Annotated in this window: 22 protein-coding genes; 15 read left to right on the top strand and 7 right to left on the bottom strand. The window is 40.7% G+C overall.

Translation table 11 applies throughout. From position 1 onward, the window contains the following. Window positions 1–32: 32 nt before the first annotated feature. Window positions 33–1172, top strand: a complete 1140-nt coding sequence (locus B9Y77_RS07395) for a Gfo/Idh/MocA family protein (protein WP_085491045.1) — start codon at window positions 33–35, stop codon at window positions 1170–1172. Further along, on the top strand, window positions 1173–2093 hold the full coding sequence (locus tag B9Y77_RS07400) for a glycosyltransferase family 2 protein (protein WP_085491046.1): 921 nt from the start codon (window positions 1173–1175) through the stop codon (window positions 2091–2093). On the opposite strand, the gene B9Y77_RS07405 is transcribed toward B9Y77_RS07400, so the two are convergent. Genes B9Y77_RS07405 through B9Y77_RS07415 form a run of 3 tightly spaced genes read right to left on the bottom strand, consistent with a single transcriptional unit; the run spans window position 2050 to window position 3117 of the window. After that, window positions 2050–2304, bottom strand: coding sequence for a hypothetical protein (locus tag B9Y77_RS07405; RefSeq protein ID WP_014546710.1), 255 nt, complete (start codon window positions 2302–2304; stop codon window positions 2050–2052). The two genes, B9Y77_RS07400 and B9Y77_RS07405, sit on opposite strands and share 44 nt — an antisense overlap. Next, window positions 2295–2858 carry a DUF3990 domain-containing protein gene (locus B9Y77_RS07410; protein WP_085491047.1) on the bottom strand — a complete coding sequence of 188 codons (564 nt, stop codon included), beginning with the start codon at window positions 2856–2858 and terminating at the stop codon, window positions 2295–2297. Before B9Y77_RS07410 ends, B9Y77_RS07405 begins: the two co-directional genes overlap by 10 nt. Then, window positions 2851–3117 (bottom strand): DUF3791 domain-containing protein, encoded by a 267-nt coding sequence (locus B9Y77_RS07415; protein WP_254899959.1) that lies wholly within the window; start codon window positions 3115–3117, stop codon window positions 2851–2853. Before B9Y77_RS07415 ends, B9Y77_RS07410 begins: the two co-directional genes overlap by 8 nt. A gap of 157 nt (window positions 3118–3274) precedes the next feature. Here B9Y77_RS07415 and B9Y77_RS07420 point away from each other — a divergent pair, with 157 nt between their 5' ends. Continuing rightward, on the top strand, window positions 3275–4144 hold the full coding sequence (locus B9Y77_RS07420) for an ABC transporter permease (RefSeq protein ID WP_085491048.1): 870 nt from the start codon (window positions 3275–3277) through the stop codon (window positions 4142–4144). A gap of 35 nt (window positions 4145–4179) precedes the next feature. On the opposite strand, the gene B9Y77_RS07425 is transcribed toward B9Y77_RS07420, so the two are convergent. Both B9Y77_RS07425 and B9Y77_RS07430 read right to left on the bottom strand, forming a co-directional pair. Further along, complete coding sequence (locus tag B9Y77_RS07425) at window positions 4180–4986, bottom strand: nucleotidyl transferase AbiEii/AbiGii toxin family protein (RefSeq protein WP_085491049.1); 807 nt, start codon at window positions 4984–4986, stop codon at window positions 4180–4182. Beyond that, window positions 4983–5882, bottom strand: coding sequence for a type IV toxin-antitoxin system AbiEi family antitoxin domain-containing protein (locus B9Y77_RS07430; protein ID WP_085491050.1), 900 nt, complete (start codon window positions 5880–5882; stop codon window positions 4983–4985). The genes B9Y77_RS07425 and B9Y77_RS07430 overlap by 4 nt, the downstream gene beginning before the upstream one ends. 203 nt (window positions 5883–6085) lie before the next feature. Between B9Y77_RS07430 and B9Y77_RS16195 the strand changes: the two genes are divergently transcribed. The 8 genes from B9Y77_RS16195 (at window position 6086) to B9Y77_RS07465 (ending at window position 13247) form a co-directional block, all read left to right on the top strand. Beyond that, window positions 6086–6208, top strand: coding sequence for a hypothetical protein (locus tag B9Y77_RS16195; RefSeq protein ID WP_254899960.1), 123 nt, complete (start codon window positions 6086–6088; stop codon window positions 6206–6208). A gap of 178 nt (window positions 6209–6386) precedes the next feature. Further along, complete coding sequence (locus tag B9Y77_RS07435; protein ID WP_085491051.1) at window positions 6387–7688, top strand: ABC transporter ATP-binding protein; 1302 nt, start codon at window positions 6387–6389, stop codon at window positions 7686–7688. Continuing rightward, window positions 7685–8848 (top strand): CDP-glycerol glycerophosphotransferase family protein, encoded by a 1164-nt coding sequence (locus B9Y77_RS07440; protein ID WP_085491052.1) that lies wholly within the window; start codon window positions 7685–7687, stop codon window positions 8846–8848. Before B9Y77_RS07435 ends, B9Y77_RS07440 begins: the two co-directional genes overlap by 4 nt. Next, complete coding sequence (locus B9Y77_RS07445) at window positions 8848–9252, top strand: FAD synthase family protein (RefSeq protein WP_085491053.1); 405 nt, start codon at window positions 8848–8850, stop codon at window positions 9250–9252. Before B9Y77_RS07440 ends, B9Y77_RS07445 begins: the two co-directional genes overlap by 1 nt. Window positions 9253–9272: 20 nt before the next feature. Beyond that, window positions 9273–10256 carry a glycosyltransferase gene (locus B9Y77_RS07450; RefSeq protein WP_085491054.1) on the top strand — a complete coding sequence of 328 codons (984 nt, stop codon included), beginning with the start codon at window positions 9273–9275 and terminating at the stop codon, window positions 10254–10256. After that, complete coding sequence (locus tag B9Y77_RS07455) at window positions 10253–11263, top strand: glycosyltransferase family 2 protein (RefSeq protein ID WP_085491055.1); 1011 nt, start codon at window positions 10253–10255, stop codon at window positions 11261–11263. The genes B9Y77_RS07450 and B9Y77_RS07455 overlap by 4 nt, the downstream gene beginning before the upstream one ends. Then, window positions 11256–12281, top strand: a complete 1026-nt coding sequence (locus tag B9Y77_RS07460; RefSeq protein ID WP_085491056.1) for a glycosyltransferase family 2 protein — start codon at window positions 11256–11258, stop codon at window positions 12279–12281. Before B9Y77_RS07455 ends, B9Y77_RS07460 begins: the two co-directional genes overlap by 8 nt. A 12-nt stretch (window positions 12282–12293) precedes the next feature. Further along, window positions 12294–13247 (top strand): glycosyltransferase family 2 protein, encoded by a 954-nt coding sequence (locus tag B9Y77_RS07465; protein WP_085491057.1) that lies wholly within the window; start codon window positions 12294–12296, stop codon window positions 13245–13247. On the opposite strand, the gene B9Y77_RS07470 is transcribed toward B9Y77_RS07465, so the two are convergent. Together B9Y77_RS07470 and B9Y77_RS07475 are read right to left on the bottom strand one after the other, a co-directional pair. Then, complete coding sequence (locus B9Y77_RS07470; RefSeq protein ID WP_085491058.1) at window positions 13203–14102, bottom strand: glycosyltransferase family 2 protein; 900 nt, start codon at window positions 14100–14102, stop codon at window positions 13203–13205. The genes B9Y77_RS07465 and B9Y77_RS07470 overlap by 45 nt on opposite strands. A gap of 15 nt (window positions 14103–14117) precedes the next feature. Continuing rightward, window positions 14118–15167, bottom strand: a complete 1050-nt coding sequence (locus tag B9Y77_RS07475; protein ID WP_085491059.1) for a glycosyltransferase family 2 protein — start codon at window positions 15165–15167, stop codon at window positions 14118–14120. Window positions 15168–15211: 44 nt separating this feature from the next. On the opposite strand from B9Y77_RS07475, the gene B9Y77_RS07480 reads away from it, so the two are divergent. From B9Y77_RS07480 to B9Y77_RS15940, 4 genes are read left to right on the top strand one after another with little or no spacing between them, the layout of a single operon-like run. Next, on the top strand, window positions 15212–17101 hold the full coding sequence (locus B9Y77_RS07480) for a hypothetical protein (RefSeq protein WP_139829272.1): 1890 nt from the start codon (window positions 15212–15214) through the stop codon (window positions 17099–17101). Continuing rightward, complete coding sequence (locus tag B9Y77_RS07485) at window positions 17101–18336, top strand: alkaline phosphatase family protein (RefSeq protein ID WP_085491061.1); 1236 nt, start codon at window positions 17101–17103, stop codon at window positions 18334–18336. The genes B9Y77_RS07480 and B9Y77_RS07485 overlap by 1 nt, the downstream gene beginning before the upstream one ends. After that, the gene (locus B9Y77_RS07490) at window positions 18309–18590 is read left to right on the top strand and encodes a hypothetical protein (RefSeq protein WP_139829273.1); all 282 of its coding nucleotides are present in this window, start codon (window positions 18309–18311) and stop codon (window positions 18588–18590) included. The genes B9Y77_RS07485 and B9Y77_RS07490 overlap by 28 nt, the downstream gene beginning before the upstream one ends. Continuing rightward, entirely contained in the window at window positions 18577–18720 is a 144-nt protein-coding gene (locus tag B9Y77_RS15940) for a hypothetical protein (RefSeq protein ID WP_176221721.1), read from the top strand. Before B9Y77_RS07490 ends, B9Y77_RS15940 begins: the two co-directional genes overlap by 14 nt. Window positions 18721–18786 lie beyond the last annotated feature (66 nt).

Here is an 18786-nt window from a genome sequence, read left to right on the forward strand (position 1 = left end):
AATCGAAAAGAAATATCCTATATTCAAAAACGATGAAAAAAGAACCTTACCAAATTGCATTTATCGGAGGCGGAATCAATTCAGCCATTGGCGAAGTCCACAAGGCGGCAAGCCAGATGGACGGCCATTTTGAACTCGTGGCCGGCGCATTCAGCACGCACGAAGAAACAAACCGCGAAACCGCCCACACCTGGGGCGTCGCCGAAGAACGCACGTACGCGAAATATCAAGATTTATTGCAAGCCGAAAAAGGCAAACTCGATGCCGTCGTAGTGCTCGCACCGACAGACTACCACAAAGACATCGTCATCGAAGCTCTCAGAGCAGGTTACCCCGTCATTTGTGAAAAGTCGCTCGCCACAAGCGTTGCCGAAGGCGAAGCCATAGCAAAAGTTGTTGCCGAGACAAAAGGATTTTTCTGCACCACATACAACTACACCGGTTACCCGATGATCCGCGAACTCAAGCAGTTCATCGCCGATGGCAAGCTCGGAAAAATCCAGCAAGTGCAAGTCGAAATGCCGCAAGAAGGCTTTATGCGCCTAGGCGCAAACAACGAACCGCCCAAGCCGCAAAGCTGGCGACTCAAGGACACCGTGATTCCGAAGATTTCGCTCGACCTCGGCAGCCACCTGCACAACATGATTTACTTTTTGACCGGCGAACGCCCCGAACACATCGTGGCCGACCAGACAACCTTCGGACTCTTCCCGCAAATCGTTGATAACGTGGGCGCACTCGTGCAATACACGAACAACGTCCGCGCACAAATCTGGTTCAGCAAAACCGCTCTCGGCAACCGCAATGGGCTGCGCATCCGTGTTTACGGCAGCGAAGGCAGCGCCGAATGGTTCCAGCTCGAACCCGAAACGCTCAAGACATGCGACCTGCGCGGCAACGTGAGCCTCCGCGACCGCACCGGCGACGTCAAAATTGCCAACCAGCAGCGTTACAATCGCTTCAAGGCAGGCCACCCCGCCGGATTCATCGAAGCATTCGCGAATTACTACAAAGACATCGCCGATTGCCTCAACCAGTATTTTGCCACAGGCAGTTTCAAGAGCCAATACGTATGCGGTATCCGCACATCGCTCGAAGGCCTCGCCATGATGCAAGCCGCAGCCAAGTCCGCCCAAAGCAACAAGTGGGAATCCGTTCAGCAAAGGTTCTAGATGAAACTCTCTTTTGTAATTCCCTGTTACCGTAGCGAAAATACAATCTCGGCAGTCGTCCAAGAAATCCGCGAAACAATCGCCACCCGCCCGAGCACCGAATACGAAATCGTACTCGTCAACGACTGCAGCCCAGACAACGTATGGCAAGTCATTAAGAAGCTTGCCGCCGAAGACACGCATATCAAGGGAATCTGCCTCGCCAAAAATTTCGGTCAGCACAGCGCACTGATGGCTGGTTACGGACAAGCTACAGGAGATTACATCATCAGCCTCGATGACGACGGACAAACGCCCGCCAGCGAAAGCTTCAAGCTCGTCGACAAAATCGAAGAAGGCTACGACGTCGTTTACGGCTATTACAAGCATGCCGCACAACACCTGTTCCGTCGCTTTGGCAGCTGGGTCAACAAGAAAATGGCAGAAACCATCATTGGGCAACCCAAGACGCTCCACACCACGAGTTTCTTTATCATGCGCAAGTTCATCGCCGATGAAATCGTGCGCTACCCCCACCCCTTCGCCTACATCAGCGGACTCGTTTTCCGAGCCACCAAGAGCCTCGGCAACGTAGAAGTTGAACACCGCCACCGCATAGAAGGCGAATCCGGCTACACGCTCGCAGGCCTCATTCGACTTTGGATTAACGGCTTTACCGCATTCTCCGTGAAGCCCCTCCGCGCAGCCACCTTCATCGGCATTCTCTGTGCCCTCGTAGGCTTCGGAGCAGGCCTCTTTGTCATTTACAAAAAACTCATGTTCCCCGAAGTCCCCGTTGGCTACACCAGCATGCTCGCCACCATACTCTTCATAGGTGGCATGATTATGCTGTTGCTCGGGCTCATCGGTGAATACGTCGGCCGCATCTACATCAGCATCAACCAGTCACCGCAATACGTTGTGCGCGAACGGACGTTTTAGATAGTTCCTGACGGTATAGTTCCTCTATAAATGCGGGGCCATCCCACCAAAGCTTGCTACTTTCATTATAGAGCATTTGTCCCGTATGCGAGCGTAAAAAGCCAGGCAAAACATCGGATGCATCACAACCATCCTCTTTTGCTATGCTTTCAACAACCATCGTAGTAAGCAAGTCAATGGCTGCATTAATGCGATCAGTCATTACATCCATACACGTTCACTCCCCATAAACGACAGTTGGTTCAATGCGGCATTAGACTTGAAGCAATACTGATTCTTTAATCGCTCTGGAAGTAACAACCGAATGCAAATATCATCTGCAGAGGCAGAGCCAATCTCGCCAAACGCATTCGCCATATAAGTCACAATCGTACTATTGGTTGCATCATTTGCAATTTTGCCCCCAATAACATCATATTTAGAGCAATCTCCCAGCACATCAGCGAAAACATTTTTCTTCCGATGAGCGACTACACAATGAAGCCAAGATGAATCAGCAGTCTCATAAATTTTGATATTAAGATTGACGCCTACATTATACCGAAATGCAGAAACAACGCCAAATCTTTGACTTGCGACAACGCCATTTTCTATAGCCTTCTGCGTAGAAATTTTAGCAAAGGATTCGGCCTGTTTCTTGTCAGTTGTCAGGTAAAAGCCTTGACCAAAATCCTTATAACGAGCGCACTTCTGTAAATCAGGAGTTTGTACTTCGCAAAAGCTACCATGGTAAAGGATGTCTCCATCTTTCAATAAATCAACCACAGGTAGCCCCCTTCGCGTCAAGATACTGCTTTACATCGTCAAGTACAGCTAAATCACCCTCTACATGGAACAAATCCCACATCTTCGCGATATAATGATACACCCCCTTTTCTTCAAAAAGGGTTGCAACCTGCGGAAGCGACATTTTCCACCTTTCCGCCGCAAGACGCGTAAGCCTAGTCTGCATATAGATGATTTGCGATTTTTCGTCCATCGTTAATAAAATATATAAAAACAAACCTAAACCGGATTTTTTCACTTTTCAATAAACCAACCCCCTTGAATTCAAGGGGGTTAAATTAGGAAAAAGAACCTAGCTGATTTTTAATTATGGCGAATTCGCCATCTTTAGCCTTAAGCATATGGCAGAATAATCTATATTGCACGCATACCTACCGAGAAACCAAAATAGCAGAATGCCCCAAGAACAAGCAACACAATCTAGCGAATGGACTACAGTCATCAAGCCTAAGGCAAGCCTTCTCGAAGTAGACTTCAAGGAACTTTGGCAGTATCGTGACCTTTACCGCATGTTCGTGAAACGCGATATCGTCACCTGGTACAAACAGACCATTCTCGGACCGCTGTGGTTCTTTATCCAACCCATCATGACCACCATCATGTTCATGGTCGTGTTTGGTGGCATCGCGAAAATCAGCACAGACGGGCTCCCGCAACCGCTATTTTACCTCGCAGGCATTTGCCTCTGGACCTACTTTTCGGAATGCTTGAACCAGACGAGCAAAACATTCATCGAAAACGCGAACATGTTCGGCAAGGTGTACTTTCCGCGGCTCGTCGTGCCACTCGCAACCGTCACAAGTAACCTCGTGCGCCTCAGCATTCAAATGGGGCTATTCCTGATTGTCTTTGCTTATTACCTTATCTTCACAAACGCTCCCGTACACCCGAACATTTATCTGTTGCTTACGCCCGTACTCATCCTCCTTATTGCAGCCCTCGCGCTCGGCTTCGGCGTACTATTCAGCAGCCTCACCACCAAATACCGCGACCTCACATTTTTGCTCACGTTTATCGTGCAACTTTGGATGTACGCAACCCCGGTGATTTACCCGCTCAGCACCATCGAAGACCCGCGCCTAAAAATGCTCATGCAGGCCAACCCGCTCACCAGCATCATGGAAACGTTCAAGTTCGGTATGCTTGGCGTGGGCGAATTCAGCTGGGCAGCCCTCGGCTACACAGCGGGCTTCGCCGCATTCATCCTTGCACTCGGAATTATCGTGTTCAACAAAATCCAAAGAACGTTTATGGATACGGTGTAAAAAGGGATCGAATTCGATCCCTTTTCTAAAAAACATCACTTTCTTCGGCCAGAAAGCCTTTCTATAAAAGATTCACGAACCATTTGGAAAGCCCGTTCCGGATCAAATTTGTCGGCATCGGGTCGTAACAGTAGTTCGGTATCGCCTAGAAATTCGGAATCACGCATTTTCAATTCCATATTCTGCATAAATTGCTTGTAGCTTGGCGGTTTTTCAACCGAAAAATCCATATATCGACTATAGCATTCAATGACTTTCCTAGCATCTACAGGACCTTTATCTAACGCAACTTGCAAATCAAACAAATCACGCCCTTTCTTGCGCTGATACAGAGCACGAAGCTTTGTACCGAGCAGTTCATCTAGCGCATAAGTCGTTATTTCGCAATCACCCCTAAACCAAATACTATCAACACTAAACGGAATTTTGCATAAGCCTAACACATTAAAATGTTCAAAGCAGTTGATCTCTATCTTCAAACGAATCGGCTGAACCGGAGGAAACTCGGATTCCATCCGGAAAAGCACTGTATTGTTATAGCGTTTAGGTTTCGTAACTCGATCCGGCATCCAGTCAAGAACTTCACCTAAGCGGAATAGGATCGGCTTTATCGGTCCCGGATTTATCTGCACCAAATCAATATCCTCACTATAGCGAGGCTGGGGGTGCAAATAAAGTTTATGCAAAGCCGTTCCCCCACGAAACGCTAACTCATTCTTCAAAAAATCATCGCTGAAAATATCCACAAGAGCACGACAGATAATTAGATCCTGCTCAACCATCGCAAAATCTGTCCACGGTGCATGTTCAGCCCAAGCCATAATCGAAGAGCGATCTATCATAAGTCATCCACCTCGATGTCGATATTGCCATTTACATGCCAGCGATTTGCCGGAGAACCTTCCCGTCTGTCATGTTCGTTGCACAATAAAACACTGTTCCAAGAACCTTGCTTTTTTAAGATTTGGAAAAGCATATCGGCCTGATTCTGCCTCAAAAGTACAAACTCAAGTAGATAACCAAAGCGCTGAAGAGTTGCAACAGTTGTGAACGGCAAGAGGTCCACCACCTTCTCCATATTCACAGAATCCATCAGCTCCGCCAACACTGTGGCCGCACGCTGGTAACCGCCAACATGCGCCGAGAATTGCACAAGATCTATCGCAGTCAACTCCGGTCCCGAATAACGTAGCGTTCCAATCTCGGCATTTTTCTTCAAAACAAACGCATTTGGGATTTCTTTTCGATAATTCCAATCAATAAAAGGATTCTTACCAGAAGCCTTAATTCGCGGTTCAATGGTCACTACCTGCGTCTTCATAGCTCGTTGATGTGAGGCACCGTGTATAGTAGCCGCAGACAGCAACCCCACATAATAAGGCTTGCCGACATAATCCATAAGACTATCAACATAATAGACGGGCGGAATTTCCCCCTTCAGCTGATACTGAACCGGAACAACGACATAAAACCCCCGATAAACAGACTGAACTCGCCCTCGGGACACTTGGCGCGATAGTTCCGTATTTATGCTTTTAACAGGACGCTCGGCGAACGCATCCTTTACATCGGCAATTGAGAACGTTACCTTGCCACGAATTTCCCTACCATGTATCCATTCTGATATATTCATTTTATTGTCAAAGTCATCATTTTTTGTTAAGTTTAACAACTTTTTAAATAAAAATATATTCTTTTGGGGAATAAAGCAACATTCCATAAAACTACTTTTCATCATAATCTCCCTGCGGACAAGCGTAAAACCGCAGTGTTTGAAGCTTTGAGCACTTGAACATTTGTTCACTTTCAAATATAACACCGAAAAATGTCATTGTCAATACCCACGACAAAAACTAGCGAAAAAAGCCCAAATTTGACCATATTACCCACAAAGATTCGCCGTTAGATTTCTTTTAATCTATATTATTAAAAGAGGTCTCTATGTCAAACAAAGAAGCTCTACATCAACTCTACACGCAATGTCAAAAAATCAATTTTGACGAATCCTTTGACATTATCTCATCGGCTAAAAACCAAGAAGAAGCTGATTTTTCCGCATGGTAACAGATCTTATCCTGAAGCAAAAGCAGAAAAAAGTTATCGAAGAGAACCTGTTCTAGATGAAACGCTATATTTTATTCGCTGGATGCAACGGGACCGGGAAACAACGTGTAGCCCGTTTTGAATCTGGGAAATGCATTTTTAAAGCAGAACACTGTCCTAATTGGGTTCCATAGCATACATGACCGCGATTGAATTTGAGAATATCAGCAAGCAATATCGACTGGGGCTAGTGAGCACCGGGACGCTCAGCCACGATTTGAACAGATTCTGGCAGACAAAAGTGTTGCGCCGCGAAGACCCCTATCTCAAAGTAGGCGAAGTCAACGACCGCGCACACAAAGGCGAAAGCGAATACGTCTGGGCTCTCAAGGACATCAATTTCAAAGTGGAACAAGGCGACGTCGTAGGAATCATCGGTAGAAACGGCGCCGGCAAGAGTACGCTCCTCAAACTACTAAGCCGCGTGACCGCCCCTACCACAGGCATCATCCGCGCACGGGGCCGCATCGCAAGCCTCCTCGAAGTAGGCACCGGATTCCACCCCGAGATGACCGGCCGCGAGAACATCTACATGAACGGCGCCATCATGGGCATGAGCCGCGCAGAGATTACCCGCAAGCTTGACGAAATCGTGGACTTCAGCGGCTGCGAACGTTACCTGGACACCCCCGTGAAACGCTACAGCAGTGGCATGACCGTACGCCTCGGGTTCGCTATCGCAGCGCACCTGGAACCCGAAATCCTCGTGGTGGACGAAGTGCTTGCCGTGGGTGACGCCGAATTCCAGAAGAAAGCCATCGGCAAAATGCAGGACGTGAGCAAAGGCGACGGCAGGACCGTGTTGTTCGTGAGCCATAATATGGGCGCGGTGAAGAATCTGTGTAAAACAGGTTTGTTGCTTGAAAATGGGATGATAAAATTCCATGGCGGTGTTGACGACACAATCAACACATACATCCAAACAAATATAACGGATTTTTCGCAACACAAAATTGTCACTCCGAGCATGCGAGAAAAAGGACCAACTGGAGAAATTACCATTGAAGAGGCTACGTTACTCAACAATGCTACAGAAATGGGAACCGACGAGCCAATAGAAATTGAATTACTGTTAAAAAAACATTTTGGTTCCACAACAAAATGCAAATACTCCGTAAACCTTTTTGATGAAACAGACAGCAGAATTGTCGGTTACGTATCAAAAGACGTTCCAGTTCCTCAAAATCAAAACTCTTTTAAAGTTCGATTAAAATTAACCAATCATTCCTTAACACAGCGTAAATACAAAATAAGTTTAAATGTTGGTTATAAGGATTTCGGCTCAAACGTCCAAAACTTCGATGTCGTCAAAGCAGGTGTTTTATCTTTTGAAGTAAAATACATTAACAAACATTCTGGCGTTGAATACTCAAGTTGGGACCGTAATTGGGGAGCAGTCATACACCAGGGAACGAACATTGAGGCATCAATAACACAATGACTTTCCGCGAACATTTAAAAAACAACGCTATAATTGTTTTCCTTTACTGGTTGCCCATACGACTATTTCTTAAAATCGCCAGTTTTTTTCCGTTGCAAAACAAAATTGTTTTTGATAACTTTTGCGGAAGAGGACTTGGAGACGACCCGAAATACATTCTTTTGCAACTCATAAACGATGGTGTTAAAGTAAAATACATTTGGCTTGTTAACGATTTATCAGAAAAAGTTCCCCCTGAAGTAAAAAAAGTCAAATATGGATCGTGGCAAGCAACATATCACTTTTTAACAGCCAAAATATGGGTTGACAATGTCAAAAACGTAGTAAAGCCTCCCAAAAGACGGAAACAATTTTATTTGCAAACGTGGCATGGATCCTTCGCAAATAAAAAAGTTGAAAAGGATGCAGAAGAATATTTAAACAAAGAATACATAAAAATCTCTCAAGAGGACAGTTCAAAAATTGATTTAATGTACTCTAACAACGATTTTAAAATCAATTTGTTCAAAAATTCCTTTTGGTATAAAGGACCTGTCATAAGATCAGATTCTCCTCAATTATCCATTTTAATAAACAGACAAGAGAAATTAAAAGAATCCATTTTTTCGCAGTTCAATATCAATTTAAAGAACAAAGTTGTAATATACGCGCCAACATTTAGAAAAGCATCTAGCATTTCAGCCTACAAATGGGACTATCATCATATTCTGCAAATTCTAAACAAAAAATTCAATGCAGATTTTTCCTTTCTTATACGATTACATCCAAATATTTCAAATCAAGAACAGCTTCACTGGGGAGAAGACATCATAAATGTAACTGATTATCCCGATATGGATGAACTTATGGCCATTTCTGATGTAATGATAACAGATTTTTCAGGAGTCGCATATGATATGGCTCTTGTTCAAAAACCAGTATTTTCATTTGCTCAAGATTATGACGATTATATAAAAAATGATCGGCCTCAATATTTCGAAGCATCAGAATTACCATTTTCCTTCGCTAGAAACCTGCTAGAATTAGAAGAAAACATTCGTAATTTTAATGAGAAGTCATATCAAGACAATCTTTGTGCATTTTTTAATAAAATTGGAATGAGAGATTCAGGTAAGGGAGCACAAAGTATTGCAAAAATCATTCTGGAGAAATTAAAATAATGAAACGTATTTTCACAGTCGGCGTTTTCGACATTCTACATATCGGGCATTTGCTTCTATTCAAAAACGCCCGTAATTTAGGTGATTATCTTATCGTTGCCATTCAGGAATCCGACTTTGTAAAAAAATACAAGCCACAAGCAAAATTAATTTATAATACCGATGAACGAATATTCATGGTCAAATCTATTACATACGTAAACGAAGTCATAACATACAAAGATGTAGACGAAATCATAAAAGAAGTCAATTTCGACGTTTTTGCAATCGGTCCAGACCAGAATCATTCAGGATTTCAATCTGCAATAGACTGGTGCAAAAAAAATGGAAAAGATGTAGTAATATTACCTCGAACAGAAGGGGTTTCGTCATCAACTTTACGAGAGTATCTAAAAGATAAATAAAATTATACTGTCTAATCATAATGATTTTTCCTCTTGTTTCCATCATAGTTCCCATCTACAAGGTCGAGCTCTACCTTCGACGTTGCTTAGACAGCATCGTCAACCAAACATATACCAATTTGGAAATTATCTTAGTAGATGACGGCTCTCCCGACAGTTGTCCGCAAATTTGCGACGATTATGCAGCAAAAGATAAACGCATTGTTGTCATTCATAAAGAAAATGGCGGGTTATCGGATGCAAGAAACGCCGGGTTGGATATATGCAAAGGCGAATACATTTCATTTATAGATAGTGATGATTACGTAGACCGAGATTATATTGAAAGCCTTATCGAACCAACAAAAAAAGGCTCATACGATTTTATTATTGCGGACTATCAGTCTTCTAATGAAAAAAAAAATTCTACACATCTGTCATGCAAAGATGGTCCAATCCAAGACAATCTCACAATAATTCGCATCTATTGCAGCCAACAATATCCACCAAGTGCATGGGCTAAGCTATACAAGTTTTCGTTTCTGAAAGAAAATCAATTCCATTTTCAAAAAGAACTTCTATTTGAAGATCAATTATGGAGTTGCACTTTAGCCCGTTTCGCAAAAAACATCTACATCATCCACAAGCAAATTTATCATTACACCACACGAACCGATTCCATCATGCTATCCAGAGATATCGGCTTTTCAAAAAGACTTTCCTCATGGTGTTTTATTCTGGCTCAGGAAGAGAAAATTCTTTCTTCTTATCAGGAATCATTAAGAAGAGAAATCAGTTCCTTTTTCACAATCAAAATCACTGAAGTCCTAACAACAGCAAATAGAAATAGACCTCAATTTCACAAAGCATTCCAAGCAATAACCCAATCAATGAATAAAAAGATTATTTCACATTGGATTAATCAAGCGAAAGGACTTTACAAAATTTATTTCTTTACATTATCGCTTTTGCCATCTAAATTGCAAGAAGAAATAATGTACTTTCATCTCAGGAATAGAGCATGATTACACAGCCATTAATATCCATCATTGTTCCTATTTACAAGGTCGAGTTATATTTACGGCAATGCTTGGATAGCATAGTCAAACAGACTTACACCAATTTGGAAATCATCTTGGTGGACGACGGTTCCCCAGATGGTTGTCCGCAAATCTGTGATGAATATGCCGTCAAAGACAAACGTTTCGTAGTTATACACAAAAAGAACGGGGGACTATCTGACGCAAGGAATGCTGGACTTGATATATGCAAAGGCGACTATATCTATTTTTTAGACAGTGACGACATAATCCCATCACAATGTATCAGCACACTTTTAAAAATAATCATTCAGGAAAAAGCCGAAATAGCATCATCTTCTTACAAGGAATTTTCAGACAAGGAGCCATATTTAGTTCTACCAAATCAAAACACTTCATACATCACAATAAACGGCAGCGAAGCCCTTATTTTACTATGCAGAGACAACACGCCCGGCATCATGTCATCATGCATGAAAATTTACAAAAGAGAATGTTTTAATGGTATACGTTTTCCTTTGGGAAAACTCTACGAAGATGCGCATATAAATTACAAAATCTACCACATATGTAAAAAAATTTGCTATACCAGCACACCCCTATATTATTATAGACTACGCAAAGAAAGCATAATGGCAAGCACCACATGCCCCATATATGATTTAGAAGCCCTAGAAAATCGTTATGTTTTTTTAAAAAAACATAACGAACCCGCAGCACAATACTGTATTGAGCAATTATGTTGGGACTTTCTCACAGCATCCGTGCAACCCCCTAATTTTTTCAAAGACAATTTCATTTTATCACCTCAAGACGCTCTAAAAAAATTTAAAACATACGCTTCTGATTTACCGCAAGCCCACCACATTATGTGGCTTCACAAATTTTTTCTAAAATGTTTTTACATTTTCCCGCAACTATATCCATTTTTATTCAAACTATCGCCTTGGCATATAAGAAAGCCCTTTCAACGAGGCCTAAAAAATGATTAAAATTTCCGTCATTGTTCCTATTTATAAAGTACCGTTAGAATATTTACGGAACTGTTTTGACTCCTTAATCGTCCAAACAATGCAAGAATGTGAATTCATCTTGGTCTCAGATGGCGCTCCTGAAGCAGAATGTTCCATCTGTGAAACATACTCTCTCAAAGATTCTAGATTTATATTTTTTAATCGGGAACATGCAGGTGTCTCAGCCACCAGAAACTTTGGAATAGAACAAGCGCAGGGAGAATACATTACCTTCGTTGACTCTGACGATTGGATTGAAAAAGAAACCTATTCTTTGGCATATAATTACGCCAAAGAAAATGACAGCGACATCGTCTTATGGGATCAATGTCATTTTTTCGAAAAAAATAAAATTTGCGGAAAATACCAAAACGAATCCATAAAAAAAATGACTTATGCACAAAAAAACACATTAATTGAGGACTCCATTTTCACAAAAAGCATTGACCAATCTTCGGCAGCAATGGTCACATGCAAACTATTCCGCAAAAGTCTCATAAACAACCACAACATCCGCTACAATTCTGATTTAATCATTAGCGAAGACCGTCTTTTTAACATAACATCCTACACACATTCAAACAATATTTCTTATTTCAACAGTGCTCTCTACCACTACAGAATTCATCCCAATTCATTGGCACATAAATATACGCCTAAAGCATTTGAAGAATACATAGCGTTTATTGAGCATTTCCCACAAGAAATAAAAGACAACTATCTAAGATCTATAAGTTCTGAAATCATTCGTTGTTTCTTTTTAAGTTGGAACAACTGCTATATGCACCGTAAAAATCTTTCGCCGTTTAAAGAAAGAATGCGTGAGATTATCGAGAATACAAAGACATCACAATTCAGGCAAGCAATTTGCTATTATGACACTAATAATTTTTCAAAAATCATACAATTAGAATTATTCCTAATTAAGCACAATATCTACTTATTAATTTACTTACACGGAATAAAGTCTTTATTAAAAAACATTTTTAGTAAATAACATCAAAGTAAAATGATCATTTCCATCGCACTAGCCACATACAACGGTTCCAGATTTCTTCGAGAACAACTTGATTCAATTCTTGGGCAATCGATAAGTAACTTCGAAGTTGTCATTTGCGACGACAGTTCGACAGACAACACTCTTCAAATTTTACAGGAATACGCAAGCAAGGATTCCCGTTTTAGAATTTTTCAAAATCAACAAAATCTTGGCTTCAAAAAAAATTTTCAACACATTCTTTCGATTTGCAAAGGTGATTTCATTGCTTTTTGCGATCAAGATGACATTTGGGAACCAAACCATTTAGAAGTTCTCATCAACAATATCGAAAACAACGATTGCATCGGAGCAAATTCCCTCATTATCGACGAGAATGGCATATCTCAAAGAAAGACGCTTTTAGAATATTGGCCTATACACATTATGCCAAAAGATGCTGAGCAGCTATTTCAACATGAGTTGTACTCAAATGTCATTCAAGGTACCGCTTCATTAATTCGAGTCTCCTTAGCAAAATGCGCATTACCATTTCCAGATAGTATCAAGTATCACGACTACTGGTTTGCTCTTATAGCAGGGCTCAATGGAAAGTGCAAATACATAAAAGACGTTGTTTTAAAATATAGGCGTCATTCAAGCAATGCTTCAGGCTATCAAGAATTTTCCATCTTAAAGGCTATCAAAGACTTATATCGATTTTCAAAAGACAGAAAAGGCTTCTATGGCGACAGCATAAATCTACTACAAAACTTGCAGGCACAAAAGGATATACCTCCCCAAAGTCAACAAGTAATAGCAGATGCACTCAAATTCTACACCAACCTTTCCGAAAACAAGAATAGGCTTTCAACACTTTGGTTCTATATAAAGAACTACGAAACAATAACACTTTCTAAAAAATCCATCTGGCAATTATTCTTATACCGTTGTTTGGGCATTCTCTTTTTCGGAATCAAAGGATGATTTAAACACACAAAACAAATCATAAAGCCAAAATTCTAATTTCGTATACGCGAACCACAATTTAGCGAATGTCATTTGCAAAGCATTCGCTTTTTTGTACTTTCTTAAAAATAAATCTGCACTTTTTAAAAGAACGGCATGTTGTTGCGACCAGCGCCGATATGTTTTGGAAATACTGACATGATGATTATGCTGATAGGAGCAATCTAATCGTAAAACAGTTTTCAAGCCGGCATCATCAAATTTATGTGCTAGAACTGGTTCCTCATAATAGAGAAAGAATTCTTCGTCATACATGCCATACTTTAGCATTTTTTTCAAATCAACCATCAACAATGAGCCAGGAACCGCAAATACGGTAACAGACTCTTTATCCTTAAAATATTTCTTTGGATAGGAACGTATCTTTAGCCAGACCTCAAAAAACAAGCTAGTCGCAAGTACATATTGCAAAGTTGTGCAATTTTTCCAAGCACAATCCGGAGAATTTGACTGTCGAGCAGAAACAACAGCAACAGATTGCTCATCTAAAAAGGTCTTCAGAAATTTTTCTACGCAATCTTCATCAAAAAACACGTCTGGATTCGCAATAATCGAATAATCGACGTTTAAAACATCAGACGAATAATGTAGACCTAAATTATTTCCAGCCCCATACCCACCATTTTTAGGCGATTGTATCACATGAACTTTATCGTTTTTACAACACTGCAGCAGGCTCCAAGAATCATCCGTCGAGCAATTATCAACAACAACCAAAAAATCAATAATAGTATAATTTTTTATACGTTCTACCAATTTTATTGTAGTAGAAACATCGTTATAGTTCAATATGACACAAGAAATCTTTGGCATTTTAAAACAAATCCATTACAAATAGAGCTTCAACAGCAGCGACAATAGTCTACAATACTTATTTCGCATTAAGAAAATCAAAACATTTTCTGGTAAAGAAAAATAGTCTTTATTTATTACTTTCAGTAAATTAGAATACTTTTCTAGATTCAGTATTTCTTTTAATCCCCAAAAACGTTTTTTCAACGGAATTTCATTGTCTTTATGAAAGATATCCTCTTTCAAAATACCAAATAAATAATGAACAAACAAACAATTTGCAGCATCAATAAAGTTCTGATTTTTTCCCGTTTTAGCAATCCACTCTTGTATTTTATTAATTACAAAAGAAAAGTACTTTTCACTATTAGGGCGATAACGATTTTGTGCAGAACATGCGCTCTGTTCATAATGATAAAAGCAATCTCTTGAATAACCAATTCGATGAAAAAAATCCAAAGCCAAGGTATTAAACAAGACATCTTCACTGATAATCGTTTCTGTTGCAAAGCGAAGATTATTTTTTAACAAGACCTCTCGCCTATAGATTTTTCCCCACACACTTCCAGCAAAGCGAGTATTTACTTTATAACTATAAATCGGCGACTGCGGGGTCAAAACCTTAATTTGCAATTCTTCTTTTTGTTCTTGAGAAAATAGTTCTACGCAATCACTAAACAAATATGAAGCAATCGTTTTATATTCTTTATGATACTGGGCAGAATAACAAAACAGATCATAATTATACTCGGTATTTAAATTTGCAAATATTTCAAAAACGTTCAAATCAACCCAATCATCAGCATCAACAAATGTTATAAAATTACCATTTGCAAGGTCTATTCCTCTATTACGTGCACTAGAAACACCTTTTTCCAACAAATCATCGACAATAATTCGATCATCTTTCGAAGCCAACTCCAAGCACAAATCTAAACTACCGTCAGTCGAACAATTATTAACTAAAACAATCTCAATATCATTATAACTTTGCGCTCTCAAAGAATCTACACACTTGTTAAGCGTAGCAAAAGCGTTATACACAGGAATAACAACTGATACCAAAGGAGTCTTTTCTACAGCCACAAACTAATCCTTCGCATTCACGATTTAACTCATAATATATTTATATGCATTTTAATTGTCAATACACCTCAAATTTCAATAATACGCAAAGTTTTTTTTCAAAAAAAAACGCCAATAATACGCAAATTATTACTTTTTCACACTTAATTCAGTCTCTACAACAAGTTTTTTTTCATCAAAAAGCGCATATATTTTATATTAACGGTATGCCTTTTAAACGAGCACTCTCTTTCTCTTTAGTTATCAATCTGTTCTTTTTAGCATTATGCCTGATTTTTGGCGATCTTAAATTTGGTGCTATCGACGATTACTTTATGGCAGCACGCCTCACTGGCGCACTCGGCACAGATTATAACCCACACTTGATTTTCGTCAACGCCATTTACGGATACGCTCTTTTACCCCTTTATCACCTATTCCCGAAAATCGGATGGTATTACATCGGCGAAATGTTCTCTGTATTTCTCTCGTTTACAGTCATTGGATACGTATTATTACAGAGATGCAGAGAACATTGGGGAGCAATTTTAACAACCCTATTTACCGCACTTTTCGCAAGCGACTTTTATTTGGTGGTTCAATTTACTCAATGTGCCTCTATTTTGAGTGCTGCTGGAATGTTGCTATTTGCATACGGCATTATTTCAAAAAAGAACGCACTAGATAGCCACGCCCCCCACGAGGCTCGCATCGACATTTGGAGCAACCTTCGAACTACAGCTCCGTTTATTTTGGGCACAATACTCATGCTTTGGGGTTCCGTAATGCGATGGCAAGCTTTCTTGATGGGCATGCCATTCTTTTGTCTAGGGTTGTTATTTATTATACGCAAATGTTGGTCTGCCAAGTGGCACGTCATTGCAAGCCTAACAATTCTTTTGGCAGGCGCATTTGGTATGCATGCTTTCGATCAAAACATATACAAGTCGCCCAAATACGAGGCTTTCAACAAATTTCAGGTACCTCGCGTAACACTAGGCGACAACCGCAATTACCACAAAAACGCAGTTTACGAAGACGTCGAAGAATTTGGACTTTCAGGCAAAGACTATCACATGCTTACTGAATGGGTGCTATACGATACAGAAGTATTCTCAGTAGACAGCCTCAAACAATACACAGACATTATCCCACCATACCGAGACCGCAATCCGATACAAAGTATTCCTCGCAACATACTTAAAGCACTTTCACATTCTTTGCACGCTCCACTTTTTTGGATTTGGTTTATTCTCTGCATAGTAGTCTATGCAACCAACCCTAAAAAAATTTTATATCTATGGGCATCTCTAGCACTAATACTAGCACTGATGGCATACTTACTCGCTATGGGACGCCTTGTGTACCGCGTCGAAAGCGGTTTTTGGCTTTACGCATCAGTCTTGGCAATCCCTATTTTAGGGAAAATAAAATTCGACATACAAAAAAAAGCCGTCATCGCAGTGCTCAGTATCATAGCAATTTTAAATACATTCTCTTACGCAACATCCGGTAAAATCGTCCATGATCCAAGTTCTGGAGAAACGCGCACATTAGCGATAAAAGACTCCACCGACTACGCTCAAGTATTCCACTATATAGACAGCCAACCTGACAAGATGTTCTTACTTTCCATGAACGCGTTCATGCGATTCAGCCACCATCGAAACCCGCCCTACTTAGCAACGCCAATTGGCACATACCGCAAAACAATTTCCTTCGGCTACTGGACCCCATACCTCCCCGAAATAACCAACGCACTCAAAGAATTTGGAATCACCAATCCTATAAAAGACGTCATCAAAGACAATGTCATTGTTCTAAACGAGGCCGGTCTTATCGATTTTTTGCAACGACATTATTACGATAGCGTAGCCGTTGACACGCTCAAGTCTATCGGCGAAATGAAATTCTTCAAGTACAGATTAGCCAATAAAATCAAGGAGGCTGAATAATGCAACGCCTTCTGTATCCACTAATTGCAAGTGCACTTATCACTATTGTTCCTTTCTTAATGACCTTCGAGAAAGGGCAAAACATCGTGCGCGGCTTATTCGGCTATGAGTATTTTGCACTACTGTTGTTCATAGTATTTATAAAAAATAAACTCAAGAAAAATTCACACGCCTTCGCTGGCATGGTAACAGCATTTGCGCTGCTCATAGCAGCACTTTTCGCAATCGCCTGGCTCGATTTACAGAATCTACTTTCTATAAAAAATTGGGGCACAAGCTGGTACGGAACAATCCCATTCGTCACTTGTGGACTCGCCATCGTGATGGTTTGGCAAATCAAGCCATTCAAATTCAACGCAATATGTTTCATTCTCTTCGTTGCACTAATTCTGCATTTAGAAGCGAACAACCAATATGCAGCGCAACCGCTCGCACAATTTCCTACCATAGACTACCTAGAAAGAACCGCACCCAGACCAGTCCAACGCAGCGAAATCACTAACGAATTTCGCAACAAATTTGCAGTCACAGATTCAGTTTTCATCACAAGAAATTACGTTGATACAACCCGCAGCAACGTCATCATCCTTGTAGAAAGCTGGGGCGCTCCACTAGACATTCAGCGTTTCGAAAAACAACTCGAAATATTCGACGGGATTACCACAGTCATCGGCATACACAATCGAATGTACAGCCGCACAAAAACTGCCGAACGAGAAGATTTAATTCAAGTAATCACACACGATTCCGTCACTAGAAAACGCGACACAATATTATTGCCCCAAGTTCTTAATAGCATCGGCTATAAAACAACATTCCTTTTCGGTGGAGACAGTCTAAAACATCAACGATACAAGTACATTAAAAACATAGGATTTAACGAAGCCGTTTACGGCAAAGATACAAACAACAGCATCTTAAACGATATTCAAATAATTAACAAAATTGACAGCATACTTGCCGATACAACACAAACGCATTTTATCGCATGGACAACCCTAGATACAAAATTTCCATTATCAGGATTCACAAACATTTATTACAGCAATCCAGATGCTGTTGACTCTGCCTACACAGCGCAACTAACTAACACACTCCTGCATATCGCAAATCTAGCCAGCAAGCACCCCAAAACAAGATTCATCGTTCAAGGCGACCACAACCCCATTCTCTCCCCCATAAAATTTCAGGAACGATTCTACAAGCGATGGGTTCCGTTCGTAATATTGAACTAATTTTTTCATTATCTAAAATAACCACATACTACGTGAAGTTGCAGGATACTTTTGCAGCTGAAACAGGTGCCGCTGGTACATGGAAGGTCATTGGATATATCGGACCGGGTTCTAAAGATGCTTCGGCAAATGGTAAAAAGTATACTACCACCACATTCGATTATACTGACGAATTCCAACCAAAAGATACGGACAAGGGAACTACAATGGTCAATAGCACTGCTCTAAGCAAAGACTGCTTTGAACGATTGTAAAATTGGTTCTAAGTGGACTGTTAAAATTGCAGCTGCCGGTGCAAGTTCTACCATCACGTATACTCCGGAGATTGAAAACGGTAATGACTGCAGTTCTTTGACTCCTAACTTCTTGAAAATCGGTCAGTAATCGTCTAATTTGATAAAGAACTTCAAAAGCTCTCCCGAATGGGAGAGCTTTTGATATATAACCGAT

This window comes from Fibrobacter sp. UWB13 (assembly GCF_900177805.1).
In the GTDB taxonomy this organism is placed as follows: domain Bacteria; phylum Fibrobacterota; class Fibrobacteria; order Fibrobacterales; family Fibrobacteraceae; genus Fibrobacter.

Coding starts and splice junctions, on each gene's coding strand:
- B9Y77_RS07395 (WP_085491045.1), top strand. CDS start 33: ATGAAAAAAGAACCTTACCAAATTGCATTTATCGGAGGCGGAATCAAT.
- B9Y77_RS07400 (WP_085491046.1), top strand. CDS start 1,173: ATGAAACTCTCTTTTGTAATTCCCTGTTACCGTAGCGAAAATACAATC.
- B9Y77_RS07405 (WP_014546710.1), bottom strand. CDS start 2,304: ATGGATGTAATGACTGATCGCATTAATGCAGCCATTGACTTGCTTACT.
- B9Y77_RS07420 (WP_085491048.1), top strand. CDS start 3,275: ATGCCCCAAGAACAAGCAACACAATCTAGCGAATGGACTACAGTCATC.
- B9Y77_RS07425 (WP_085491049.1), bottom strand. CDS start 4,986: ATGATAGATCGCTCTTCGATTATGGCTTGGGCTGAACATGCACCGTGG.
- B9Y77_RS07430 (WP_085491050.1), bottom strand. CDS start 5,882: ATGATGAAAAGTAGTTTTATGGAATGTTGCTTTATTCCCCAAAAGAAT.
- B9Y77_RS16195 (WP_254899960.1), top strand. CDS start 6,086: ATGTCAAACAAAGAAGCTCTACATCAACTCTACACGCAATGTCAAAAA.
- B9Y77_RS07435 (WP_085491051.1), top strand. CDS start 6,387: ATGACCGCGATTGAATTTGAGAATATCAGCAAGCAATATCGACTGGGG.
- B9Y77_RS07440 (WP_085491052.1), top strand. CDS start 7,685: ATGACTTTCCGCGAACATTTAAAAAACAACGCTATAATTGTTTTCCTT.
- B9Y77_RS07445 (WP_085491053.1), top strand. CDS start 8,848: ATGAAACGTATTTTCACAGTCGGCGTTTTCGACATTCTACATATCGGG.
- B9Y77_RS07450 (WP_085491054.1), top strand. CDS start 9,273: ATGATTTTTCCTCTTGTTTCCATCATAGTTCCCATCTACAAGGTCGAG.
- B9Y77_RS07455 (WP_085491055.1), top strand. CDS start 10,253: ATGATTACACAGCCATTAATATCCATCATTGTTCCTATTTACAAGGTC.
- B9Y77_RS07460 (WP_085491056.1), top strand. CDS start 11,256: ATGATTAAAATTTCCGTCATTGTTCCTATTTATAAAGTACCGTTAGAA.
- B9Y77_RS07465 (WP_085491057.1), top strand. CDS start 12,294: ATGATCATTTCCATCGCACTAGCCACATACAACGGTTCCAGATTTCTT.
- B9Y77_RS07470 (WP_085491058.1), bottom strand. CDS start 14,102: ATGCCAAAGATTTCTTGTGTCATATTGAACTATAACGATGTTTCTACT.
- B9Y77_RS07480 (WP_139829272.1), top strand. CDS start 15,212: ATGCATTTTAATTGTCAATACACCTCAAATTTCAATAATACGCAAAGT.
- B9Y77_RS07485 (WP_085491061.1), top strand. CDS start 17,101: ATGCAACGCCTTCTGTATCCACTAATTGCAAGTGCACTTATCACTATT.
- B9Y77_RS07490 (WP_139829273.1), top strand. CDS start 18,309: ATGGGTTCCGTTCGTAATATTGAACTAATTTTTTCATTATCTAAAATA.